General features: G+C 48.6%; 20 protein-coding genes. 6 read left to right on the top strand and 14 right to left on the bottom strand.

Going from position 1 to position 18,382, the window contains the following annotated elements:
- Positions 1-26: 26 nt before the first annotated feature.
- Positions 27-770, bottom strand: a complete 744-nt coding sequence (locus LOZ80_RS34100; protein ID WP_238168676.1) for an IclR family transcriptional regulator — start codon at positions 768-770, stop codon at positions 27-29.
- Between the two features lie 337 nt (positions 771-1,107).
- On the opposite strand from LOZ80_RS34100, the gene LOZ80_RS34095 reads away from it, so the two are divergent.
- Positions 1,108-2,097 (top strand): alpha/beta hydrolase, encoded by a 990-nt coding sequence (locus LOZ80_RS34095; protein ID WP_238168675.1) that lies wholly within the window; start codon positions 1,108-1,110, stop codon positions 2,095-2,097.
- Positions 2,098-2,201: 104 nt separating this feature from the next.
- Here the strand turns inward: LOZ80_RS34095 and LOZ80_RS34090 are convergent, their stop codons facing one another.
- From LOZ80_RS34090 to LOZ80_RS34035, 12 genes are all read right to left on the bottom strand, one after another.
- On the bottom strand, positions 2,202-3,521 hold the full coding sequence (locus LOZ80_RS34090; RefSeq protein WP_238168674.1) for a deoxyguanosinetriphosphate triphosphohydrolase family protein: 1,320 nt from the start codon (positions 3,519-3,521) through the stop codon (positions 2,202-2,204).
- Positions 3,522-3,678: 157 nt separating this feature from the next.
- Positions 3,679-4,266 carry a GTP cyclohydrolase I FolE gene (folE, locus tag LOZ80_RS34085; RefSeq protein WP_238168673.1) on the bottom strand — a complete coding sequence of 196 codons (588 nt, stop codon included), beginning with the start codon at positions 4,264-4,266 and terminating at the stop codon, positions 3,679-3,681.
- 28 nt (positions 4,267-4,294) lie between these two features.
- Positions 4,295-4,873, bottom strand: coding sequence for a TetR/AcrR family transcriptional regulator (locus tag LOZ80_RS34080; protein ID WP_238168672.1), 579 nt, complete (start codon positions 4,871-4,873; stop codon positions 4,295-4,297).
- Positions 4,874-5,009: 136 nt separating this feature from the next.
- Complete coding sequence (locus LOZ80_RS34075; protein WP_047687552.1) at positions 5,010-5,219, bottom strand: YneF family protein; 210 nt, start codon at positions 5,217-5,219, stop codon at positions 5,010-5,012.
- Positions 5,220-5,314: 95 nt separating this feature from the next.
- Positions 5,315-6,346 carry an HD-GYP domain-containing protein gene (locus LOZ80_RS34070; protein ID WP_238168671.1) on the bottom strand — a complete coding sequence of 344 codons (1,032 nt, stop codon included), beginning with the start codon at positions 6,344-6,346 and terminating at the stop codon, positions 5,315-5,317.
- A gap of 32 nt (positions 6,347-6,378) precedes the next feature.
- Complete coding sequence (locus tag LOZ80_RS34065; protein WP_238168670.1) at positions 6,379-6,939, bottom strand: methylated-DNA--[protein]-cysteine S-methyltransferase; 561 nt, start codon at positions 6,937-6,939, stop codon at positions 6,379-6,381.
- Complete coding sequence (queG, locus tag LOZ80_RS34060; RefSeq protein WP_238168669.1) at positions 6,936-8,135, bottom strand: tRNA epoxyqueuosine(34) reductase QueG; 1,200 nt, start codon at positions 8,133-8,135, stop codon at positions 6,936-6,938. Before queG ends, LOZ80_RS34065 begins: the two co-directional genes overlap by 4 nt.
- Positions 8,136-8,157: 22 nt before the next feature.
- Complete coding sequence (gene lepB / locus LOZ80_RS34055; RefSeq protein ID WP_238168668.1) at positions 8,158-8,757, bottom strand: signal peptidase I; 600 nt, start codon at positions 8,755-8,757, stop codon at positions 8,158-8,160.
- On the bottom strand, positions 8,758-9,312 hold the full coding sequence (locus tag LOZ80_RS34050) for a DUF402 domain-containing protein (protein WP_238168667.1): 555 nt from the start codon (positions 9,310-9,312) through the stop codon (positions 8,758-8,760). It abuts the gene before it with no gap.
- A 142-nt stretch (positions 9,313-9,454) separates the two neighbouring features.
- The gene (locus tag LOZ80_RS34045) at positions 9,455-9,886 is read right to left on the bottom strand and encodes a GNAT family N-acetyltransferase (RefSeq protein WP_238168666.1); all 432 of its coding nucleotides are present in this window, start codon (positions 9,884-9,886) and stop codon (positions 9,455-9,457) included.
- Between the two features lie 362 nt (positions 9,887-10,248).
- Positions 10,249-11,448 carry an MFS transporter gene (locus tag LOZ80_RS34040; RefSeq protein WP_238168665.1) on the bottom strand — a complete coding sequence of 400 codons (1,200 nt, stop codon included), beginning with the start codon at positions 11,446-11,448 and terminating at the stop codon, positions 10,249-10,251.
- Positions 11,449-11,580: 132 nt separating this feature from the next.
- Positions 11,581-12,261 carry a DUF2306 domain-containing protein gene (locus tag LOZ80_RS34035; protein ID WP_238168664.1) on the bottom strand — a complete coding sequence of 227 codons (681 nt, stop codon included), beginning with the start codon at positions 12,259-12,261 and terminating at the stop codon, positions 11,581-11,583.
- A gap of 137 nt (positions 12,262-12,398) precedes the next feature.
- Between LOZ80_RS34035 and LOZ80_RS34030 the strand changes: the two genes are divergently transcribed.
- The 5 genes from LOZ80_RS34030 (at position 12,399) to LOZ80_RS34010 (ending at position 16,808) form a co-directional block, all read left to right on the top strand.
- Complete coding sequence (locus LOZ80_RS34030) at positions 12,399-12,989, top strand: TetR/AcrR family transcriptional regulator (RefSeq protein WP_238168663.1); 591 nt, start codon at positions 12,399-12,401, stop codon at positions 12,987-12,989.
- 129 nt (positions 12,990-13,118) lie between these two features.
- Positions 13,119-14,975 carry a PAS domain-containing protein gene (locus LOZ80_RS34025; RefSeq protein ID WP_238168662.1) on the top strand — a complete coding sequence of 619 codons (1,857 nt, stop codon included), beginning with the start codon at positions 13,119-13,121 and terminating at the stop codon, positions 14,973-14,975.
- A 64-nt stretch (positions 14,976-15,039) separates the two neighbouring features.
- Positions 15,040-15,255 carry a hypothetical protein gene (locus LOZ80_RS34020; RefSeq protein WP_189015855.1) on the top strand — a complete coding sequence of 72 codons (216 nt, stop codon included), beginning with the start codon at positions 15,040-15,042 and terminating at the stop codon, positions 15,253-15,255.
- A gap of 84 nt (positions 15,256-15,339) precedes the next feature.
- Positions 15,340-15,951, top strand: coding sequence for a superoxide dismutase (locus tag LOZ80_RS34015; RefSeq protein ID WP_238168661.1), 612 nt, complete (start codon positions 15,340-15,342; stop codon positions 15,949-15,951).
- A 173-nt stretch (positions 15,952-16,124) separates the two neighbouring features.
- Positions 16,125-16,808, top strand: coding sequence for a Crp/Fnr family transcriptional regulator (locus LOZ80_RS34010; RefSeq protein WP_238168660.1), 684 nt, complete (start codon positions 16,125-16,127; stop codon positions 16,806-16,808).
- A gap of 434 nt (positions 16,809-17,242) precedes the next feature.
- On the opposite strand, the gene mutY is transcribed toward LOZ80_RS34010, so the two are convergent.
- Positions 17,243-18,367, bottom strand: a complete 1,125-nt coding sequence (mutY, locus tag LOZ80_RS34005; protein ID WP_238168659.1) for an A/G-specific adenine glycosylase — start codon at positions 18,365-18,367, stop codon at positions 17,243-17,245.
- Positions 18,368-18,382 lie beyond the last annotated feature (15 nt).

Here is an 18,382-nt window from a genome sequence, read left to right as displayed (position 1 = left end):
TCCTAGAAGATAAGCATCCGTCGCCGCTAGCGCAGCATGGTCCCCATCCGCCGCGCCGCTTCCATAATCAGCGGCGCCTGCTCTTGCATGACCTCCAGCGTCAGCCTGTTCGCTGGGCCAGAAACGGCAAGGGCGGCGACCAGCCGGCCGCCCCGATCCAGTACCGGTGCGGACACGGCCGCTGCACCGGGCTCGCGCTCTTCGACGCTCGTGGCGAAGCCAGCGAGCTTGGTGTCGCTGAGCTGCTGCAGGAACGCCTGCTGGTCCAGCCCTGTCGGCCAGTCGGCCGAGGCTAGCAGCTGTTCCCGCAGCGCGGGCTCAGCGAAGGCGACGAGCACCTTGCTCGAGGCGCCGACGTACAAAGGCATTCGCGCCCCGACAGGGGCTACGCGGCGAATAGCCTGGTTGCTTTGCACGGCTTGGATGCGCACGCGAAGCAAGCCGTCCTGGACGTACAGCGAGATCGTTTCGCCGAGTTGGTCGCGCAGCCGCTCCATCTCCGGCAGCAGGATAATGCCGGGGTCTCCCTCTTTGGAAAGGTTGGCGGACAGCTCCCAGAGCCGGTAGCCAAGCCGGTACTTATCAGTTGCGGCATCACGCATGACAAAGCCCTTCCCTTCCAGTGAAGCAAGCAAACGGTGGACGGTGCTTTTGTGCAAATCAACGCGGCTCGCAATTTCTGTTAAAGTAAGCTCGGTTGCCCCCGTAAAACAGAGCATAATATCTAAAGCGCGCTCTACAGCACGCACGGTCAGCTTGCCATCTTCCATGACGAACACCACTTTCCTTATATGGATATCTAAGATATGCCAGTTGTGCAAAGAAGTTGATTAGTTTCACTATATGAAACCCAATTACATCTAGTATAACCAAACTCCCCCTATGCGTAAAGGTCAATGATCTGTTTCTTCCATTGTTACAGAACGATTACAGAGGCCTTACAATTGGTGCATCTTCATTGACTTGAAAGCGCATTCAGAATAATATTAAGTTAATAGACTACTTATCAGAATATTTTGTCAATTCCGCTCCTGATTCATTCTCCCTATGACCTCTTAGAGCAACTTGGATAACTCACACTAACTTTTATGGAGGGAGGGTGCTGCGATGTCAACAACATCTCTATCCCCTGGTTCACTGCAACCCACACTTGACGAGGTCGTAACTCGACCCCTTTTACGCAAAAAAAGGCTGGTTCTCACCATCCTCATCTCATTCCTGACCCTATGTCTGTCACTCTTGCTTGCCTTTCATGCTTATATTGCTTGGACGCTCGCCAGGCCGCACATTGACCCGCTTCATTCAGATCCGATGAGAGCTGTCGGACTGCCTTTCAGCAGCGTCACTTTCCCGAGTATGGACGGAACATCGCAATTGGACGGCTGGTTCATTCCCGCTCAATCGACCAAAACTGTCATCTTCTCGCATGGCTATGGCGGCAATCGCGAAGAGTTATGGGTACCGCTCTACAACTTGGCGCGCGAGCTTCATTTGCAAAACTACAATGTCCTCATGTTCGACTATGGCTATGTCCACCCTGGCAGCAAACGATTGATGACTGGCGGTATTCAAGAATCTCAGGAACTGCTTGGCGCTATTAATTACGTTAAGCATCTTTCCAACAACGGTTCCATCTATATTTGGGGCTTCTCCATGGGGGCAGGAACCGCGCTGCAAGCCGCTCTCCAGAATGGCAATGATATCTCAGGAATGATCCTGGACAGCACCTTTCTGCTGAATCCGGATACACTCTATCACAATATGAAGCAGGTCGTGAACGTTCCCAAATTCCCATCTTTACCGCTGGTTCGTTTATTCTTCCCTCTGCTTAACGGCGTTAGCCTGCACGAAGTGCCTTATAATAAGGTCACCTCCACTGCTTACCCGATGCCGATCTTCTTCATCCACGGGACTGAGGATTACAAAGCTCCCTACGGTATGGTGGAGGATATGTTCAAGCAGCAGAAAGATGCCGAATCCAAGCTATGGATCATTCCCAAAGCGCAGCACGAACTGCTCTACCGGGCAGAACCCAAAGCCTATATTCGCAAAACGATGAACTTCCTGAATGGCATTGCGACGGCGCCTGTCTCTTAATTCTGGTATTCCCTCCTCCCTATAAAATCGGCCCTAAACAGAACAAGAACGCTGACACTGGTCAACGTTCTCGTATCTGCCTATGAGGTCGATATTTTTTTGGCCTAATCCATCTCGTAGATCGATCCGGACTTGCTTGCGAACAGCTCCGCATAGACTTTCTCCGCGTACGCATCCGTCATCCCTGAAATATAATCGGCAACGAACCGCGGCCAGCTCCAATTGCCTTTGCGCCGCTCATAGCTGTCGATCCAGTCAGGCGGAATAATCCATTGTCCCTTGTCTTGATCGATAAAGCTGTCCCACAAGCGTTCCACGATGATTTCACTGCGTTTTTGCAGACGCAGCACACGGAAATCTTTGATCAGTGTGACCCAAGCGAGCTTCTTGAGAATTTCCATCGTCCGCAGCATGTTCATGTTCTCCGCTCCGTCTTTGACGAGGGCAACCTTCTTCCAGCCACGGTCAGGATCATCTATAATATCCAGACAACTGGCGAAGGAGCTTACCCAACGCGCTTTCATCTCTCTGCGCGTCCGTGATTCTTCCCGATTGCATTCGATGAAAATCTGCTTCCACTGCTCCAAGTAATCAGTCAGCACCTGTCTGACCATGACTTCAATATCCACTTGCTCCCAGCCGAATTTATGCTTATTGGGATCATTCAGGATCTCCATGACCAGATGCCGGATCAATCGCTGATCTTCAAAAAAGGTCGCGTTCATTTGAATTTTCCCCGCACGGATACCGTCTTCGATGTCATGGGTCGAGTAGGCGATATCATCACACAAATCCATCAATTGGGCTTCCAGCGTGGAGCACCCCTCCGGCATCTGCCACTGTGCTCTCAAATCACGGATAATGTCCCATTCGGAACCGTACACCCCTTTGAGCCTGCCTTCCTCCTCAATCAGGAACGGATATTTATTAATCCCCAGCAGTACCGCCGCGGTTAGATCCAGACCGCTTTCACTGCCTGCTCTTTTTTCCAGGAACATCAGGATTCTGAAGTTCTGGGCATTGCCCTCATATTTCAGGCCGTGATCCTTCAGCAGAATATGGTTCAGCACTTCCTCCCCTTTGTGCCCAAAAGGCGGGTGACCGAAATCATGGGCGATCGACGCGCATTCTACCACAGTAGGATCGATTACGAGCCCTGGATGCTCTCTTTTTTGAAGAAAAGGATTCGTGCGTTCCAGACGTTTGGCCACTTCTCTGGCAATTTGTGCAACCTCCAGCGAATGGGTGAGTCGTGTCCGATAGTAGTCCCCTGAACCAGCACCGAACACCTGTGACTTCCCTTGCAGCCGACGAAAGGTCGGTGACTGAATGAGCCGCGCATAGTCGCGTTCAAATTCATCTCGTTCTTCACTCACTTTAGAGGAAGCGGCCTCGCCGGGCCGATATTTCCGTATGTCATTCATAAGTTTGCCTCCCCTAGTGCTTTGCCAAATCCCTGCAACGTTTATAAAAGAATACTATATCTGTCGCCCCTGCAACAAGTCGTTACCAGCGATCTGAACAAAAAAAAGGAATGCCGCACAAGACCACTGTCTTCATGCACATTCCTACGCGAGTCTCTTATTTTAACAATGACAGAAATTCCGACCGCAATGTTGCGTCTTTTCGGAATGAACCGCGAACCGCCGAGGTAATCGTCTGACTGCCATATTTCTTCACGCCTCTGGCGCACATGCACATATGTTCACCTTCCACCACAACCATCACGCCATGCGGTTTCAATACTTCATCCAGAATGTCTGCAATTTCAGATGTAATCCGTTCCTGCACCTGCAGCTTGCGAGTAATAACATCGACCAGACGGGCAAACTTGCTTAATCCCGCCACTTTGCCGCTTGGCAAGTAACCGATATGCACTTTACCGAAAAATGGCGCCATATGATGCTCACATTGGCTGTAGTAAATAATGTCCTTAATAATGACCAGCTCTTCGTGCTTCTCGTCGAAGGTCACACCCAATACATCGCGGGGATTCGCTTCATAGCCGGAGAAGATTTCTTCATACATCCGAGTGACGCGAGCCGGAGTCTCCAGCAGACCTTCCCGATCTACATCTTCACCGATTAACCTCAATATTTCCCGGACATGCTGTTCGATGAGCTCCCTATTCTCGGAAACTCTGCTATTTTTATAATCGATTGAAGCCATGTTTTCTCTCACACCTCTTTCTATGTCTCTACCCCATGCAAACCGTCAGAAGCTTGATACTGTCGCGCATTGCTCTACTATCTTTGTGCGCTTTGGTCAGCAGCATACCACCCTGCAGCAAAGATACAATAGGCATCGCGAACTCCACGGGCGTTAACCCTTGCAGAGACAGCTCCCCCCGCTTCGTACCGTCTTGCAAGCAATTCTTGACCTCAGTCTCCATCTCGCTAAAAAAACGGCTTAGCGGCTTGCGCAGCTCCTCTGAGCTGTCACTAAGCTCCAAGGCCAGGTTGCCGAAGAAGCATCCTTTCCGACAAGCGTGCTCTTCACAGAAGCTCAGCATTCTTTCGAACAAGTCCAATACGCGCTGTTTTGGCGATAATTGCGAATTGCCCAGACTTGGTTCCAAGACGACTTGCCGCATCTCCTGCACCTTGCGTTCAATTACTTTCACGCCCAGCTCTTCTTTGCTTTTAAAATGATAATAAAAATTACTTTTACAAACCCCGCTGCTCGACAAAATATCTTCCAGTCCCGTTCCTTGAAAGCCATGGTCGTGAAACAGCACCATCGCTGCTTCGAGGATCCGGTCTTTGTTGCTTGCCATCGATTAGCCACCTCTGAATAGTACTGGTATGTCCTACAGCTTCCATACCTGACCATAATAGGAAGGGCTCATGCTGTCAGCCGTTGGTACGGTGGACAGCAAAGCCCTTGTGAAGGGTCATCTAACACCCAACGTCTTATTTCCATTTTTGGTTTTTCATCATTTGCTGCGCTTTGTTCAGTTGCTGCTTATTCATGTTGTAGCCCATTTGCTTAGCCATTTTGGCCAGCATTTCGGGATTGTTCTGCATCGACTCCAGCTGTCTTTTCAAATAGAATACGCCGATGAAAAAACCGCCGACTAAGCCCACAATCAACGTGAGAATAGGTATAAGATAACTCCACATCGTGAATGCCCCCTGCTTGTACATAGTCATATTGTTGCATTACTTTATCATATCATTTCTGTTCATCGCTTTACAAATGGGTTTCTAGGCCAAAATCACAGTACTTGCTCAATAAATAGAGTGGTGTGTTTGGCCAAATCAATCTCCTTGATGTCCAGTTCCCGGTCCATCGCGTCTTGCTTCACAATGCGGACAATGGGACGGCTTGGCAGTCCGCGGTGCTGTCCCACCACGACGCCGGTCTCCCGACTTGAGAGACGCACCGAAGAGCCCGTCGGGTAAATCGAAACGATTTTCAGAAATTGAATTAATATATCACGATCCAGCTTCGTCTCAGCTAACGCCATCATATGCTCACAAGCCTCATAAGGCATCATCCTTCGCCCTAAGGAAATATCGAAGAGCAAGTTATCATACATGTTAGCGACAGCTGTGATTTTGGCATAGACATGGATCTCCTCACTCAGCAGCCCTCTCGGCAATCCGGACCCATCCATGGCTTCGTGGTGCTGGAAGGCGACGTGCGCCACCAACAGGCTGAATTCCCGTTTGCTTTTCAAAAGTTCAAAGCCTCTCCACGTATGATGCCGCTTCAGATCAAGCGATTCATCGTCAAACAGAAGCTCTACTTTGCCTACATCATGCAGCAGTGCGCCTACGGCGAGCTCTTTCAATTGCGTTTCATTAAAGCCCATATTAATGCCGATCAACACAGCCATCATGCAAACATTCGTCGCATGAACATACATTTCGTTATCCTTCGTGCGGATATCGGTCAACTGAATCAAGACGTCGCGATTTTTCATCACTTCATCCAGCAGAGTATTGATGGAAATACTCATCGAACGGGAGTTAAACTCTTTGCCCGATTGAATCGCCGCGAAGGTCTGGCCCATCTGCTGCATGACGATCCGTTTCGTCTCTTCCGAGAGAATTTCGGGAATCTCCACATCCTCCAGATTGGGATCCTGAATGTAGATCATCGTGACCCCGATGCGATTGAGTGTATTGATCATGAAAACCGTTAGCTGCACGCCTTCAGAAAGCAGGATAGATCCATTGCTGGCAAATATCGTACGCCCCAAATATTGACCCGATTCAACGGAATCCAAATGGACATATTTCATAGAATTCACTCCATTTTATTCAGTTTGTTGGTCTAGTCATAGGAAGGAGTAGTCGTCTTGGGTTGTTCCAAATCCAGCAAACACACTTTGATATCCAACCCTCCGCCGTAGCCAACGAGTTCACCGCTTGCGCCAATCACTCGATGACACGGGATGATGACCGGAATTGGATTTTTATTATTGGCCCCGCCTACAGCCCTTACAGCTTTGGGTGAGCCGATGGCTTGGGCAATATCTTTGTAGGATGCTGTCTTGCCATACGGAATGTCCAGCAGTGCCGTCCAAACACGTTTCTGAAAGTCCGTTCCCTGCAAATCGATGTCCCCCTCAAAACGCTCAAGCTTGCGGCCAAAATACTGGGTGAGCTGCTCGGCAACCGGCGCCAACTGTGAGGCGTCCTCCTGCCATTCATGCTGGACCTTGCCATAATAACGCGAAGCCCAGGCTTGCAGTTGATCTTGATTCTGCTCAAAAGTCCCAAAAGAAATGTTGCAAAGTCCACGCCGGGTTGCAACGATGACAAGCTGACCTATGGGAGAGGCCACTTCTGTATAGGAAAGAACGTTGTTTGTAGTCGGTTGTGTTTCTTTCATTGGTTTTCCTTCTCCTTCAGGGAGTTCGACCTGTTCATTGCCTGCACAGCTTTCTCCACATCCTGCAGGACAGCGGGCTCCTGTTCCTTGGCTTGGGCTCTAGCCAGCGCAGCCTCGGCTTCCTCCCCGCCAATCCTCCCCAGCGCCCATGCACAGGTTGCCCGAATCTCGGGCCTTGGGTCGCTCAGGAGCAGTTCGCTTAGAACCGGCACAGCCGACACGTCCTTGAAATTGCCAAGGGCGATAATCGCGTTGCGCTGAATCGGCTTCTTGCCTCTCCATGAGGCAGCGATACGTCCGTATTGTTCCTTGAATTCCTTGTTCGTCATGGTGAGCAATGGAATTAGCAGCGGCTTGACTTTCTCTGGGTCAGGCTGCAGCTCAGGCTGATGTGTCCAATTCATTCCTTTATTCTTAGGGCAAACGATTTGGCAGGTGTCACAGCCATAGATACGGTTGCCAATTTTAAGTTTAAACGCGTCATCGACATACCCCTTGGTCTGTGTAATGAAGGAGATGCAGAGGCTTGAATTCAGCTGCCCCGGGCCAACCAGCGCCCCTGTGGGGCAGGCGTCTATGCAAATCGTGCAATCCCCGCACTGATCCATAATAGATGTATCGGATGCAAACGGAATATTCGTAATCATTTCGCCCAAATACACCCACGAGCCCCACTCCGGCGTGATGACCGCACAGTTCTTGCCGCTCCAGCCGATCCCTGCGCGCTCGGCCACGGCCCGGTCGACCAGGACACCGGTGTCGACCATGCTCATCAACCGCGCATCCGGCACGCGCTGCGCGATGAAAGCTTCCAGCTTCGCGAGACGGTCGCGAAGCACATCATGGTAGTCGCGCCCCCACGAGGAGCGCGAGATGATGCCCCGATAAGCCCCTGGCTCGGATCGGGGCGGGTTCGGCAGTTTCGACGGGTACGCCACCGCGATGGCAATGATCGACCGCGGCGCGTCGAAGCTCAGCTCAGGATGGACCCGCTTCTCGATATCCGGCTCCTCGAAGCCGGATTCGAACCCCTTCTCCCGGTGGCGGAGAAGGATGTCTTTCAGCGCCGTGAACGGCTCTGCTGACGTGAAGCCGATCTTGTCGATGCCGAGGGACGACGCGGCTTCCACGATCTCTTGCTGCAGCTTGCTGAAATCCGCAGGCGTCCCTGCTGCGATGGTGGTGGGAACCGCCATTCGTCACACCTCTCTTCTGCGTTTAGAGTTTCGCGGCCATCGAGAATGGCCATAGGACAAACTCGGCTCGGCCTTGAATCAGGCTCGCCGGGACAGCCCCAAATCTGCGGCTGTCGGCGCTTGCCGCCGCATGGCGGTTATCGCCCATAACGAAGACGCAGCCCTGCCCGATATGTATCGGGCCGAAGTCGCCGTCTTCTATGGGCGTATCGGTGTACGGCTCTTCCACTTTGTCGCCGTTGACATACAAGAAACCCGCTCGGCCCTGCACCTCGTCACCGCTGATGGCAACAACCCTTTTCACCAGGTAAAGGTGCTTCACAAGAGCAAATTCCTTAGACTCCTTGAGGATAACAACCTCGCCGCGCTGGGGTGCCTTCAGGTAGGTAATCGCCTTGTTGACGAACAGCCACTCCCCCTCCTGCAAGGTAGGCAGCATTGAATTCCCGCGAACGGTCGAGAGGTTGAACCCGAACTGGTGCACAAGAATGACAACAAGAAGAGCTACGAGAATGGATTTCGTCCAATCCCACAGCTCATGGGTAAAGCTTCTCGACTCCGTATCCTGTCTGGGCCGAGCAGTCGCTTTGTTCGTTTCATTGCGCCCTACAAAGAAGCTCATTCATGCTCCTCCGTTCTTATGCTTTTCCCACTGTTCATAGTAATACAGCACCATCTCATCTTGAAAAGGAGGCTTGTCTGCATTCACCAGTTCGAGAACTGCGGCAAGCCCTTCCTGAACTTTCCTTTCGACAAGCGGCGAATAATGATAATTCAGCTTATGGCGTTCATATTCATCTTGATCCACGATATGCACAGAACGGTCCGGCATGCGTATAACATCAAGATCATAGTCGATATACGTTAAAACTTGTTGGATGACATACATGGGAGAAGCTACATTACAATAATATCTAACGCCTGCTTCTTCGATTAGAGCTACAATGTTAAACCACATTTTGGGAATGAAGAAAGAAACGCCTGGAATACGGCTTACCCATTCCTTGCCGTCAGCTTCCTGAATTTTGGTCTGGCTATTGATAAAAACCATCATTTCTTGCTGCTTATGAGCGGCATGCAAAATATGCTGCGGAACCCGCCAATTCGTCAGCCACATCCGGTGAAGATGTCCATCATGTTTGAAGCTTTTTATCACATAAGGCGCGAAATTATCCATGTCTCAAAGCTCCTCCGTTGATAGCTGGCGATAAGTTCCTTATTATATAGAAAAGCATATCTGACCCCCAAATGCAATGGCGGCACCGATATGCTTCCCTCGATCCAAATCTATTCAACTAAACGAGCTTCCGAACAATCCGTTAGACGCTGACTTTCTTCACAATACTTAGACGATGTGCGGCCCGTGAAAAATCAGATGTGCTGTAACCTACTGACTCATACACAGGTAGTACCATTTCGTTATGGACGTCTACCGTTACCATAATTTTGTGCACGTTCCGTTGGAGGAACCTTGCCTTCATGGACTCGATCAAGGCCTTGCCGATACCCTTACGTTGATACTCTGTGGCAACTGCAATGCGGTAATAGTAGCCGTTGTTGTTATCGATGGTCCCGATGATGATGCCAACAATCTGCGATTCTTCTTGAGCGATCAGAACAAGTTCCGTATCCCAAGAAAGTTGACGAGCAAATGCTTCCATCGTTTCTTCATAGCAGGATTCCGATAAAACGTCCTGCAAAAGTGTTGTCACGGAAGAAGTATCACCAAGTTGAAATGAACGAACATGCATACGGTTCTCTCCCAATCCCCTAGTATTGTTAGGATTAATTTTCTGGTAAATTAGTAAATACGACAAAAAAGTACGGAATCCTGCTGAAAATGTGTTAAAATTCACAAAAATCTTTGTTTTTTTCACATTTCCTCTTGAAAGCGCTTAATTGCAAGCGTTTTCAACAAAATTCATGCTTTTCACACGTTTTTTATGTCACTAAATACCTAGGATTTGCTCCTTGAGTAACCGTTAACAGCTTATTCTAATATTTAATAAAACATTCGCTTAACCTACCGGAAAAAGCCGTCCCTGGAGGGCGACCTCTTCTTAAATCCTATATGGACGGAACGAGAGAGCGCTGCGTTCCGCTAAGTGACAATTCACTCTGCTGAGGGAACAGCCTTCACCTTCGGTCCGCGATGCTTGAAGAAAAACGCGACACTGATGAGCGCCAGACCATTGACCGCAAAAACAAGCGGGATTCCAATCCAGCCGCCCAGGAAGCCGCCGATAATCGGTCCGCTCATCGTCCCTAGCTGTGTAGCTGATTGATTCAGGCTAAACGCCCTGCCTCGAAAGCTGGGATCGGTGAATTTCACGATAAGCGCGTTTAAAGCGGGATACACGGCTGCAAAAAACAGTCCGTAGCTAAACCGCAGTATGCCAAAAGCCAACAAATGATGGGTGCCTAGCTGCAAGAGATTCCCTATCCCGCCGCCCAGCAGGCCGATAAACAGAGTCTTGGAGTAGGTGATTTTTTGGCCGAGCTTCCCCCATCTCGGCGCTGCAATCACGGTCGCGATGCCTACCGCGGAGAAAATAATTCCTGAAGTCAGCGAAGCCGAGCCTTGGCTGCCGCCCATTTGGAGCACGTAGATGGTCAGCAGCGGCTCCACGATCATGACCGAGGTCGCTACCAGCATGGTAACGCCGAGAATCATCATGAAAGGCCGATTATGCGCAGCCGACTTCAAGTCATCCACCACGCCTGATCGCGCAGCCGAGCGGTTAAAGTTGGTTTCTTTGGCTCCAAAGAGCCCAATGAAAGCCGCAACCAAGACAACACAGCCAGAGACGAGGAACGATTCCCGGTTGCCCACCCAATGGCTGACGAATCCCCCCACCAACGGACCAATTACGCTTCCGGCGGCGCTTGCTGTTGACATGACGCCCAGCGCGTAGCCGACTTCTTTTTCCGGCGTATTCGTAGCAATTAATGCAATGGAAGCCGGGACGAAACCGGCCAGCAGTCCTTGAAGAATTCGCACACCCAGAAACAGATAAGGGTCATGTACGAAAAATGTCGCAAAATAAAGCACACTCAGACTGAAGCCGGAGCGAATCAACATCGGTTTACGGCCATACTTGTCCGCCAAGGAGCCCCAGTAAGGGGCAATTAGAGCGCTTGCCAGAAAAGTGATGCCGAATGTGATACCTGACCATGCTTCAAGCCCTTTATTAATGCCGAGTTCTGTGTGCAAAAAAATAGGCAAAAAAGGAATAGAGATCGTATACGCCATCCCACAGAAAAAGACACCGATCCATAACGTGATGAGATTTCGTTTCCATGAAAATGCCATTGTTGTAAACCTCCTGATGCTTAATAACTGCGTCCCCCACGATGATGTTCATCCGACAACCTCACTTGATAAACTTATTTTATCATCTTTGGGTAGATATTAGAAATTTCGCATCACATTCTGTATATGATCCTATTGCTCCTTTCTGTTCGCTTGGGCTGCCACGTTCGGAATCTTTCTATACACAAAGCGGATCACCAATTCAGCCAAAATAAAGTTAAGCAGGATGGCTCCATAAACCCCCATGGTGTAGCTTAATTCATACTTTAAACCAGCGCCTTCATAGAGAATGAAACTGATGAGATGGATGAACAAATTCGTGAAACAGAAGACATAGCTGCGAACCATCCACTTGCGATGCTTGATGATGTTCTTGCGCTTAATTTGCACAATGGCTGCAATCGTCATAGCAAACCAGACCATGCTCACCAGATTGAAAGCCACACTATTAATTTTCCCGCCGGTCGTATAAGGCGCCATATAACCCGAGGTTAGGACAACCACAAACACGGCAATAACATAAAGATAGCCATTTACTCTGTGAAATTTGCGCGCGATGCGCAAAAGGGTCTGCGAGAAGTTGAGGATCCCTGTCAACATAGCCAGGCAAGCGGCGCCTACATGGATATGCATGACATCCAACCAAATGGGTAGATTCATAGGACGTTTCAAATCGATTTTGCGACTCAGAAATACCGTTGCTTGCGGATCTACGAATAAATTCATCAACGTTACATAAGCCATATAAAGGATTAAAACGGTCAGTACAAGCGGATATATGTAGTTCTTTTTCGATGCAGCCTGTTTCGCCATTAGATGCGCTCCCCTTTTTCATTTTTGAGACCGAACCGTACGGTCTTTTTTATTGTACAATAATCTATGCTATGATTCACTTATAAAATGTTACAATATTACGAGAGTGTTATCGTCTCTGTGAAAGGATACTGAACATGCGCAAAGGTGAACAAACCCGACTGCATATTATTATGAAATCTGCGGAGCTCTTTAACGAAAAAGGCTACACAGGTTCAACTATACAAGATATCATGAACGCAACAGGCCTAACGAAGGGCGGCATTTATCGCAGCTTCGCTAATAAAGATGAGATTGCACTCGAAGCTTTCGCCTATGCGGGGCAAGTACTTTGGGGACATTTCGCGGAGGCTGTTGAGGGTGCCTCTACGGCAACGGGTAAAGTTATCGCGATGTGTGATGTCTACAGCGATACCGTTCATAATCCACCGCTTAAAGGCGGGTGCCCTTTTCTCAACACAGCGGTAGAAAGCGACCATTCCTTCCCCATTCTGCGCGAGCGAGCGCTGGGCGCTTATGAGCAAATGCTCGGTTTCATCCAGGGCATTTTGCAGAAGGGCGTTGCTGAAGGCGAGTTCCGAACCGACCTCCCTGCTGAGTCTGTGGCTTCCTTTATTTTCTCCGCCATCGAAGGCGGCATCATGGCCAGCCGTTTGAGCCGGGATAATAAGCATGTCGGCTATGCCAAAGCGAATATTGAACTGCTGCTAACTTCTTTCAAAAAATAACAGAACCCCAATTTCCATCTTAACTGGGATTTGGGGTTTATATATAAGTAAATGCAGGAAAAACGACATAACGGATAGAAACCTTCAAGGAATCTAGAGTCCTACGCACTTAACCGGAGGTCGTTCATCATGTCCATTGACCATAGATTAGCAAACGAATCTTTATTTAAACAAGCTTTTAAGTATGCACCGATTGGCATGGCTCTCGTACATTTGAATGGCGATATGCTAGAAACCAATCCTGCGATCTGTTCCCTGCTTGGCTATTCGGAAGCCGAATTAATCACAATGACGTTTCACGACATTACACATCCGGAAGATCTGGAGCTCGATTGTCTTTATTTGTCCGAATTGCTTGCTTGCCAAAGAGAAACCTATCAACTGGTCAAACGCTATTTGCATAAAGAAGGACATGTCATTCGGGCTTTATTAGCCGTTTCACTTGTTAAGGATGAGGATCATAATCCACAATTTCTAATTGCTCAAGTTATCGATCAAACCGACCATAAACATATAGAAAGTTGTTTGGAAGAGAAGGAACGCATGAGAATGATGTCCAAACTAGAAGAAATCCGAGCCCTGTCGCTCATTATTTCGGAAAATGTGCTGGATATCATAACAATTGCCACACCGGACTGTATAACCCGTTATATATCTCCGGCTGTTCGACGTTTGCTTGGATATGAACCGGAAGAAATGGTCGGAACCAAATTAACAACCCTCTGGCATCCCGATGATCTTGAGGACTTCTTGCAAAGAGGGCTGTTTAAGGACGGCGATGTTGATATCTTAGAATGTCGTATTCGCCATAATGAAGGACATTACGTTTGGTTCGAGACTAGAGTCAAAATGATATGCGACGAGCAAGGAATTGTCGCCCAGGTCGTTGGCATTGGCCGGGATATCACCATGCGCAAGCAAGCTGAAGCCGAGTTGCGCGCAACCAAAGAAAGACTTGAGTCTTTCATTGATCACAACATCGATCCCGTTATGATGATTAATTTGGCCTATGACGTGGTGAAAATTAATCTAGCTTTTGAAAAAACATTCGGCTGGACATCCCCTGAGATTGTTGGCGTCAATGTCTTCAATTTCCCTTTTATTCCCGAAGCTTCTAGGCCAGGCTGCCTCCAGGCTCTTGAACAACGGCAGCCCTATTACCTCGAAACAATCAGAAAGAAGAAAGACGGCGGCGAACTACCCGTGATGGTTTCGTTGTTTACCATGCGGGATGAGTCTGGCATACATAGTGGTTGGGCGGTTACTTTGAGAGACCTAACAGCTCACAAGCAAACGGAAGCGCTATTAATCAATTCAGAGAAACTAACCATCGCAGGTCAACTTGCTGCAGGGATTGCTCACGAAATCCGCAACCCGATTACGGCGATCAAAGGTTTCATGCACCTCATGCGATCAGGCAAGTCCGAGAAACAAATGTATTACGATATTGTCTCTTCCGAGATTGAGCGCATCGAAATGATTCTCAGTGAGCTGCTGATTTTGGCCAAACCGCAGTTAATTCATTCCGAGTGCAAAGATCTTCGTGCTCTTTTGAACCAAGTCACAACCTTGTTGGAATCCCAGGCGAATATGAATAATGTTCAAATCCTAATGGACTTCGAGCCATGTAACACTTACGTTCAATGTGACGAAAATCAACTGAAACAAGTGTGTATCAATTTCATAAAAAACGCGATCGAGGCCATGCCCCACGGGGGGGACCTGTTCATCCATCTCAAAAGCAATCATACCGACAGAATCCTGCTGCGTTTTATTGACCATGGATGCGGGGTTCCTGAACAGATATTAGCTAAACTGGGTCAACCCTTCTTCACAACGAAGGAAAAAGGAACGGGTCTTGGCTTCATGGTGAGCAAAAAGATCATTGAAAATCACCATGGTACTGTAACGGTTATAAGCACAGAGAATAAGGGTACTACAGTAGAGGTTAGTCTTCCGACTGTTCCTAAGAATCGAACCAACTGAAATAAATTATGTGGATGATGCATAAAAGATGGCAAAATTTCGGATTGTATAGGATGAATGCGAGGTGAGACTATTGTCCAACCAAGAGGAATCCTCTTCAGGCTATCCGCGAAACATACGAGATTTCCAAGAATTAACTTCCGTTAAACCCAGTGAGTGGACGGAGATCGAGCTGCACTTCAACCACCGGCAAATGAGTGATTTATCTCCTTGGCTCAATGAGCAAGGCACTCATATCCACAATCAAATTATTCAGGAAATTGAGCGGCGAGGTGTCTGACTTAGTAAACATACATGTTGCTTTATTATCGAAATTCCTTCATAATGAACATGAAACTACATAAATTTAGGAGGTATTTATACAATGGCACATCAATTACCAGCTCTTCCGTACGCAAACGACGCACTAGAACCACATATCGATGCAAAAACAATGGAAATTCACCACGACCGTCACCATAACGCATATGTAACAAACTTGAATGCAGCTCTGGACAAACACCCAGCTTTGCACGAGAAATCCCTTAACGATCTGATCGCTGACCTGAACAGCCTTCCTGAAGATATCCGTACTGCTGTTCGCAACAACGGTGGCGGACACGCGAACCACTCCCTTTTCTGGGAAACAATCGCACCTAACGCTGGCGGAGCACCTACTGGCGCTTTGGCAGCAGCTATCGAGAGCGAGCTTGGCGGTTTTGAGAAATTCAAAGCTGACTTCGCTGCAGCAGCTACTACACGCTTTGGTTCCGGCTGGGCTTTCCTTGCTGTTGACAAAGCTGGCAAATTGAAAGTATACAGCTTGCCGAACCAAGACAGCCCGATCTTCGAAGGCGAAACGCCAATTCTTGGTCTGGATGTTTGGGAGCATGCTTACTACCTGAACTACCAAAACAAACGCCCTGACTATATCGCAGCGTTCTGGAACGTTGTGAACTGGTCTGAAGTTGGCAAACGTTACGACGCAGCGAAATAAGCAGCGTTGATCGTAAAGAACCTCACCCCCTTGTGGGATTGAGGTTCTTTTGCGTTTTTGGACGGGATAAGTTCTTTACGCAACTGCTGGAAAGCTGTACGATATAGATATGGTCAAGCTGAAATTAGCGAGCAGCTGGTCGTTGAATATGACCGAAACGAGATGAATGCATAATGAAAACCATCATTTCTTTGCTTCACAATGTTCCCTTATTTCAACAACTCACCGAAGATGACTTACTGGGAATTGCGCCTTTATTCACGGAAAAAAAGGTCAAGAAAGGCAGCATTCTATTCTTCGAAGGAGATGCTGGCGGAGAATTTTTCCTCATTAAATCCGGTGTCGTCAAAATCTATCGTTTGGATGAAGCCAAAGAAATTATCCTTGCCTTGTTTCGAGATGGCGATTTCTTCGGTGAAATGTCCTTGATCGGCAGCCATCAAACCCGTTCTGCCACCGCCGAAACGCTAGAATCATGCACGCTTTATATATTGAAGCACTCCGATTTCAGTCAATACATGGAAAAGAGCCCGAAGCTCCTTTTCAAGCTGCTTGAAACAACCATGAACCGACTTCGCCAGGCTAATGAGCAAATCTACGATCTAACCTTCCTCGGGGTACGATCCCGCATTATGAAGACCATTATTCGACTTTCCGAGCAGCATGGCGTGGCAACGCCGGATGGGCTTCTGATTAACGTCAAACTGACCCATCAGCAGATTGCCAATATGGTGGGCACTGTCCGTGAATCAGTCACCAAAGTTCTGCAGGAACTCCTCGACGATGAATGCATTCAGATTGATAAAAAGCTAATCACCTTGCGAAATGTAGATGCCATTAAAAATGAGATTCGCTAGACATACAATTCGCGAGAAGAACCTAGCCACAGGCTAGGTTCTTTAATTTATTTTATGCCCTATTCTCACCGTATCGCCCCCCATCCTGCATGGGCCGGATCAGAGATGGTGCTTCTTCAAAGCGACCCATCCTATGAGGGAACTACAGGACGCTATTTAGGCAAATAGCAGGGGTACTATGGCGCAAGCGGAACTACAGGGTCTTATTTCCACGAAAAGCGCTGAATTTCGCATCAAACAACAAAATAGCGTACTGTAGTTCCCTCAAGCTTGCTATAATGGCACTTTTGGCTGGAATAGCGCACTGTAGTTCCTTTATCTCCCCGTGATGCAGGTTAAGACGTAAGTGGGCCGACGGTGTGTACTCCCGCAATGATGCCGGGTGTGGTCCCTCGTCCATGAAAAGATGCGACCATAACCCTTCACACAAATTATTATTCCGCGTCCCGCTCCTGCCATTCCTTCATGATTCGCAAGAATACATTCGGAAAAGCATATTGCTGCAGATCCTCCGGTCCTACCCAACGGTAGTGGAAAGGAATCCATGCCCCCTCATGTCCTGGCCGATTCACATCGCCCAGCTTGGCGCGGTATACTTTCATTTTCCACACAATATGGCTAAAAATATGTTCCGTATCCATAAACCACTCGTCGGGCTGGATTAGAAGTTGCTCTTGATCGGCAAGGCTTTGGCGCAGCACATGACCATTTTCTTCATCGGAAAGCCAGTCGCCAGGCTCCCAAGCCACATGCGGCAGCTCCCACATTCGAGCCAGCAAGCCTTCTTGCGGACGCTGCCGGATCAACCATTTTCCTTCATTCTCACCCGTACCCGCAATCAAAGCCACAGCTCGCAGCTCAGGACGCGGCGGCTTGGCTTTCTTCTTGATTGGCAGCGCCTCTTCCATCCCTGCATCCCGCGCAGAACAATGCGCCATCACCGGACACGTCAAGCAGTGCGGCGAACGAGGCGTACATACCATAGCCCCTAGTTCCATCAACGCTTGATTGAAATCGCTAGCCGTTCCATCGAGGATTAGTTCACGCGCCAGTTTCTCCATGACGGTTCGCGTCGAGGGCTTCATAATATCTTCCTCAATGAGAAAATAGCGCGATAAAACCCGCATTACGTTGCCATCTACAGCCGGCTCTGGCTTATTGTATGCGATACTTAGCACCGCTCCAGACGTATAGGGTCCAACACCCTTCAAGGAAGAGATCTCCTCTTTCGTCTGCGGAACGATGCCGCCATAACGCTCGTGAACCTCGCGGACTGCAGTTTGCAAATTTCTTGCCCGCGAATAATAGCCCAGACCCTCCCAAGCCTTCAATACATTTTCCTCCGGCGCTGTCGCCAAAGCTTCAACAGTTGGAAATTGATCAATAAAACGATGAAAATACGGAATCACCGTATCCACCCTTGTTTGCTGCAGCATGACTTCGGAAATCCATATATAATAAGGGTTTTTACTTCTTCGCCAAGGCAAATCACGTTTATGTGTATGATACCAATTCAGTAAATTAGTGGAAAAATATTGCTTTTGTTCTTCGCTGTACATGAGCTCTCCTTCTCT

The organism is Paenibacillus sp. HWE-109 (genome assembly GCF_022163125.1).
Lineage (GTDB): Bacteria > Bacillota > Bacilli > Paenibacillales > NBRC-103111 > Paenibacillus_E.
This window is presented reverse-complemented; position numbering and strand designations above follow the sequence as displayed.

Bases quoted from the DNA above. Each gene is read 5' to 3' on its own strand.
- LOZ80_RS34025 (WP_238168662.1), top strand. From the start codon at position 13,119: ATGTCCATTGACCATAGATTAGCAAACGAATCTTTATTTAAACAAGCT.
- lepB (WP_238168668.1), bottom strand. From the start codon at position 8,757: ATGAGCTTCTTTGTAGGGCGCAATGAAACGAACAAAGCGACTGCTCGG.
- LOZ80_RS34030 (WP_238168663.1), top strand. From the start codon at position 12,399: ATGCGCAAAGGTGAACAAACCCGACTGCATATTATTATGAAATCTGCG.
- LOZ80_RS34015 (WP_238168661.1), top strand. From the start codon at position 15,340: ATGGCACATCAATTACCAGCTCTTCCGTACGCAAACGACGCACTAGAA.
- LOZ80_RS34040 (WP_238168665.1), bottom strand. From the start codon at position 11,448: ATGGCATTTTCATGGAAACGAAATCTCATCACGTTATGGATCGGTGTC.
- LOZ80_RS34075 (WP_047687552.1), bottom strand. From the start codon at position 5,219: ATGTGGAGTTATCTTATACCTATTCTCACGTTGATTGTGGGCTTAGTC.
- LOZ80_RS34045 (WP_238168666.1), bottom strand. From the start codon at position 9,886: ATGCATGTTCGTTCATTTCAACTTGGTGATACTTCTTCCGTGACAACA.
- LOZ80_RS34095 (WP_238168675.1), top strand. From the start codon at position 1,108: ATGTCAACAACATCTCTATCCCCTGGTTCACTGCAACCCACACTTGAC.
- folE (WP_238168673.1), bottom strand. From the start codon at position 4,266: ATGGCTTCAATCGATTATAAAAATAGCAGAGTTTCCGAGAATAGGGAG.
- LOZ80_RS34070 (WP_238168671.1), bottom strand. From the start codon at position 6,346: ATGAAATATGTCCATTTGGATTCCGTTGAATCGGGTCAATATTTGGGG.
- queG (WP_238168669.1), bottom strand. From the start codon at position 8,135: ATGGCGGTTCCCACCACCATCGCAGCAGGGACGCCTGCGGATTTCAGC.
- LOZ80_RS34050 (WP_238168667.1), bottom strand. From the start codon at position 9,312: ATGGATAATTTCGCGCCTTATGTGATAAAAAGCTTCAAACATGATGGA.
- LOZ80_RS34035 (WP_238168664.1), bottom strand. From the start codon at position 12,261: ATGGCGAAACAGGCTGCATCGAAAAAGAACTACATATATCCGCTTGTA.
- LOZ80_RS34100 (WP_238168676.1), bottom strand. From the start codon at position 770: ATGGAAGATGGCAAGCTGACCGTGCGTGCTGTAGAGCGCGCTTTAGAT.
- LOZ80_RS34065 (WP_238168670.1), bottom strand. From the start codon at position 6,939: ATGAAAGAAACACAACCGACTACAAACAACGTTCTTTCCTATACAGAA.
- LOZ80_RS34010 (WP_238168660.1), top strand. From the start codon at position 16,125: ATGAAAACCATCATTTCTTTGCTTCACAATGTTCCCTTATTTCAACAA.
- mutY (WP_238168659.1), bottom strand. From the start codon at position 18,367: ATGTACAGCGAAGAACAAAAGCAATATTTTTCCACTAATTTACTGAAT.
- LOZ80_RS34090 (WP_238168674.1), bottom strand. From the start codon at position 3,521: ATGAATGACATACGGAAATATCGGCCCGGCGAGGCCGCTTCCTCTAAA.
- LOZ80_RS34080 (WP_238168672.1), bottom strand. From the start codon at position 4,873: ATGGCAAGCAACAAAGACCGGATCCTCGAAGCAGCGATGGTGCTGTTT.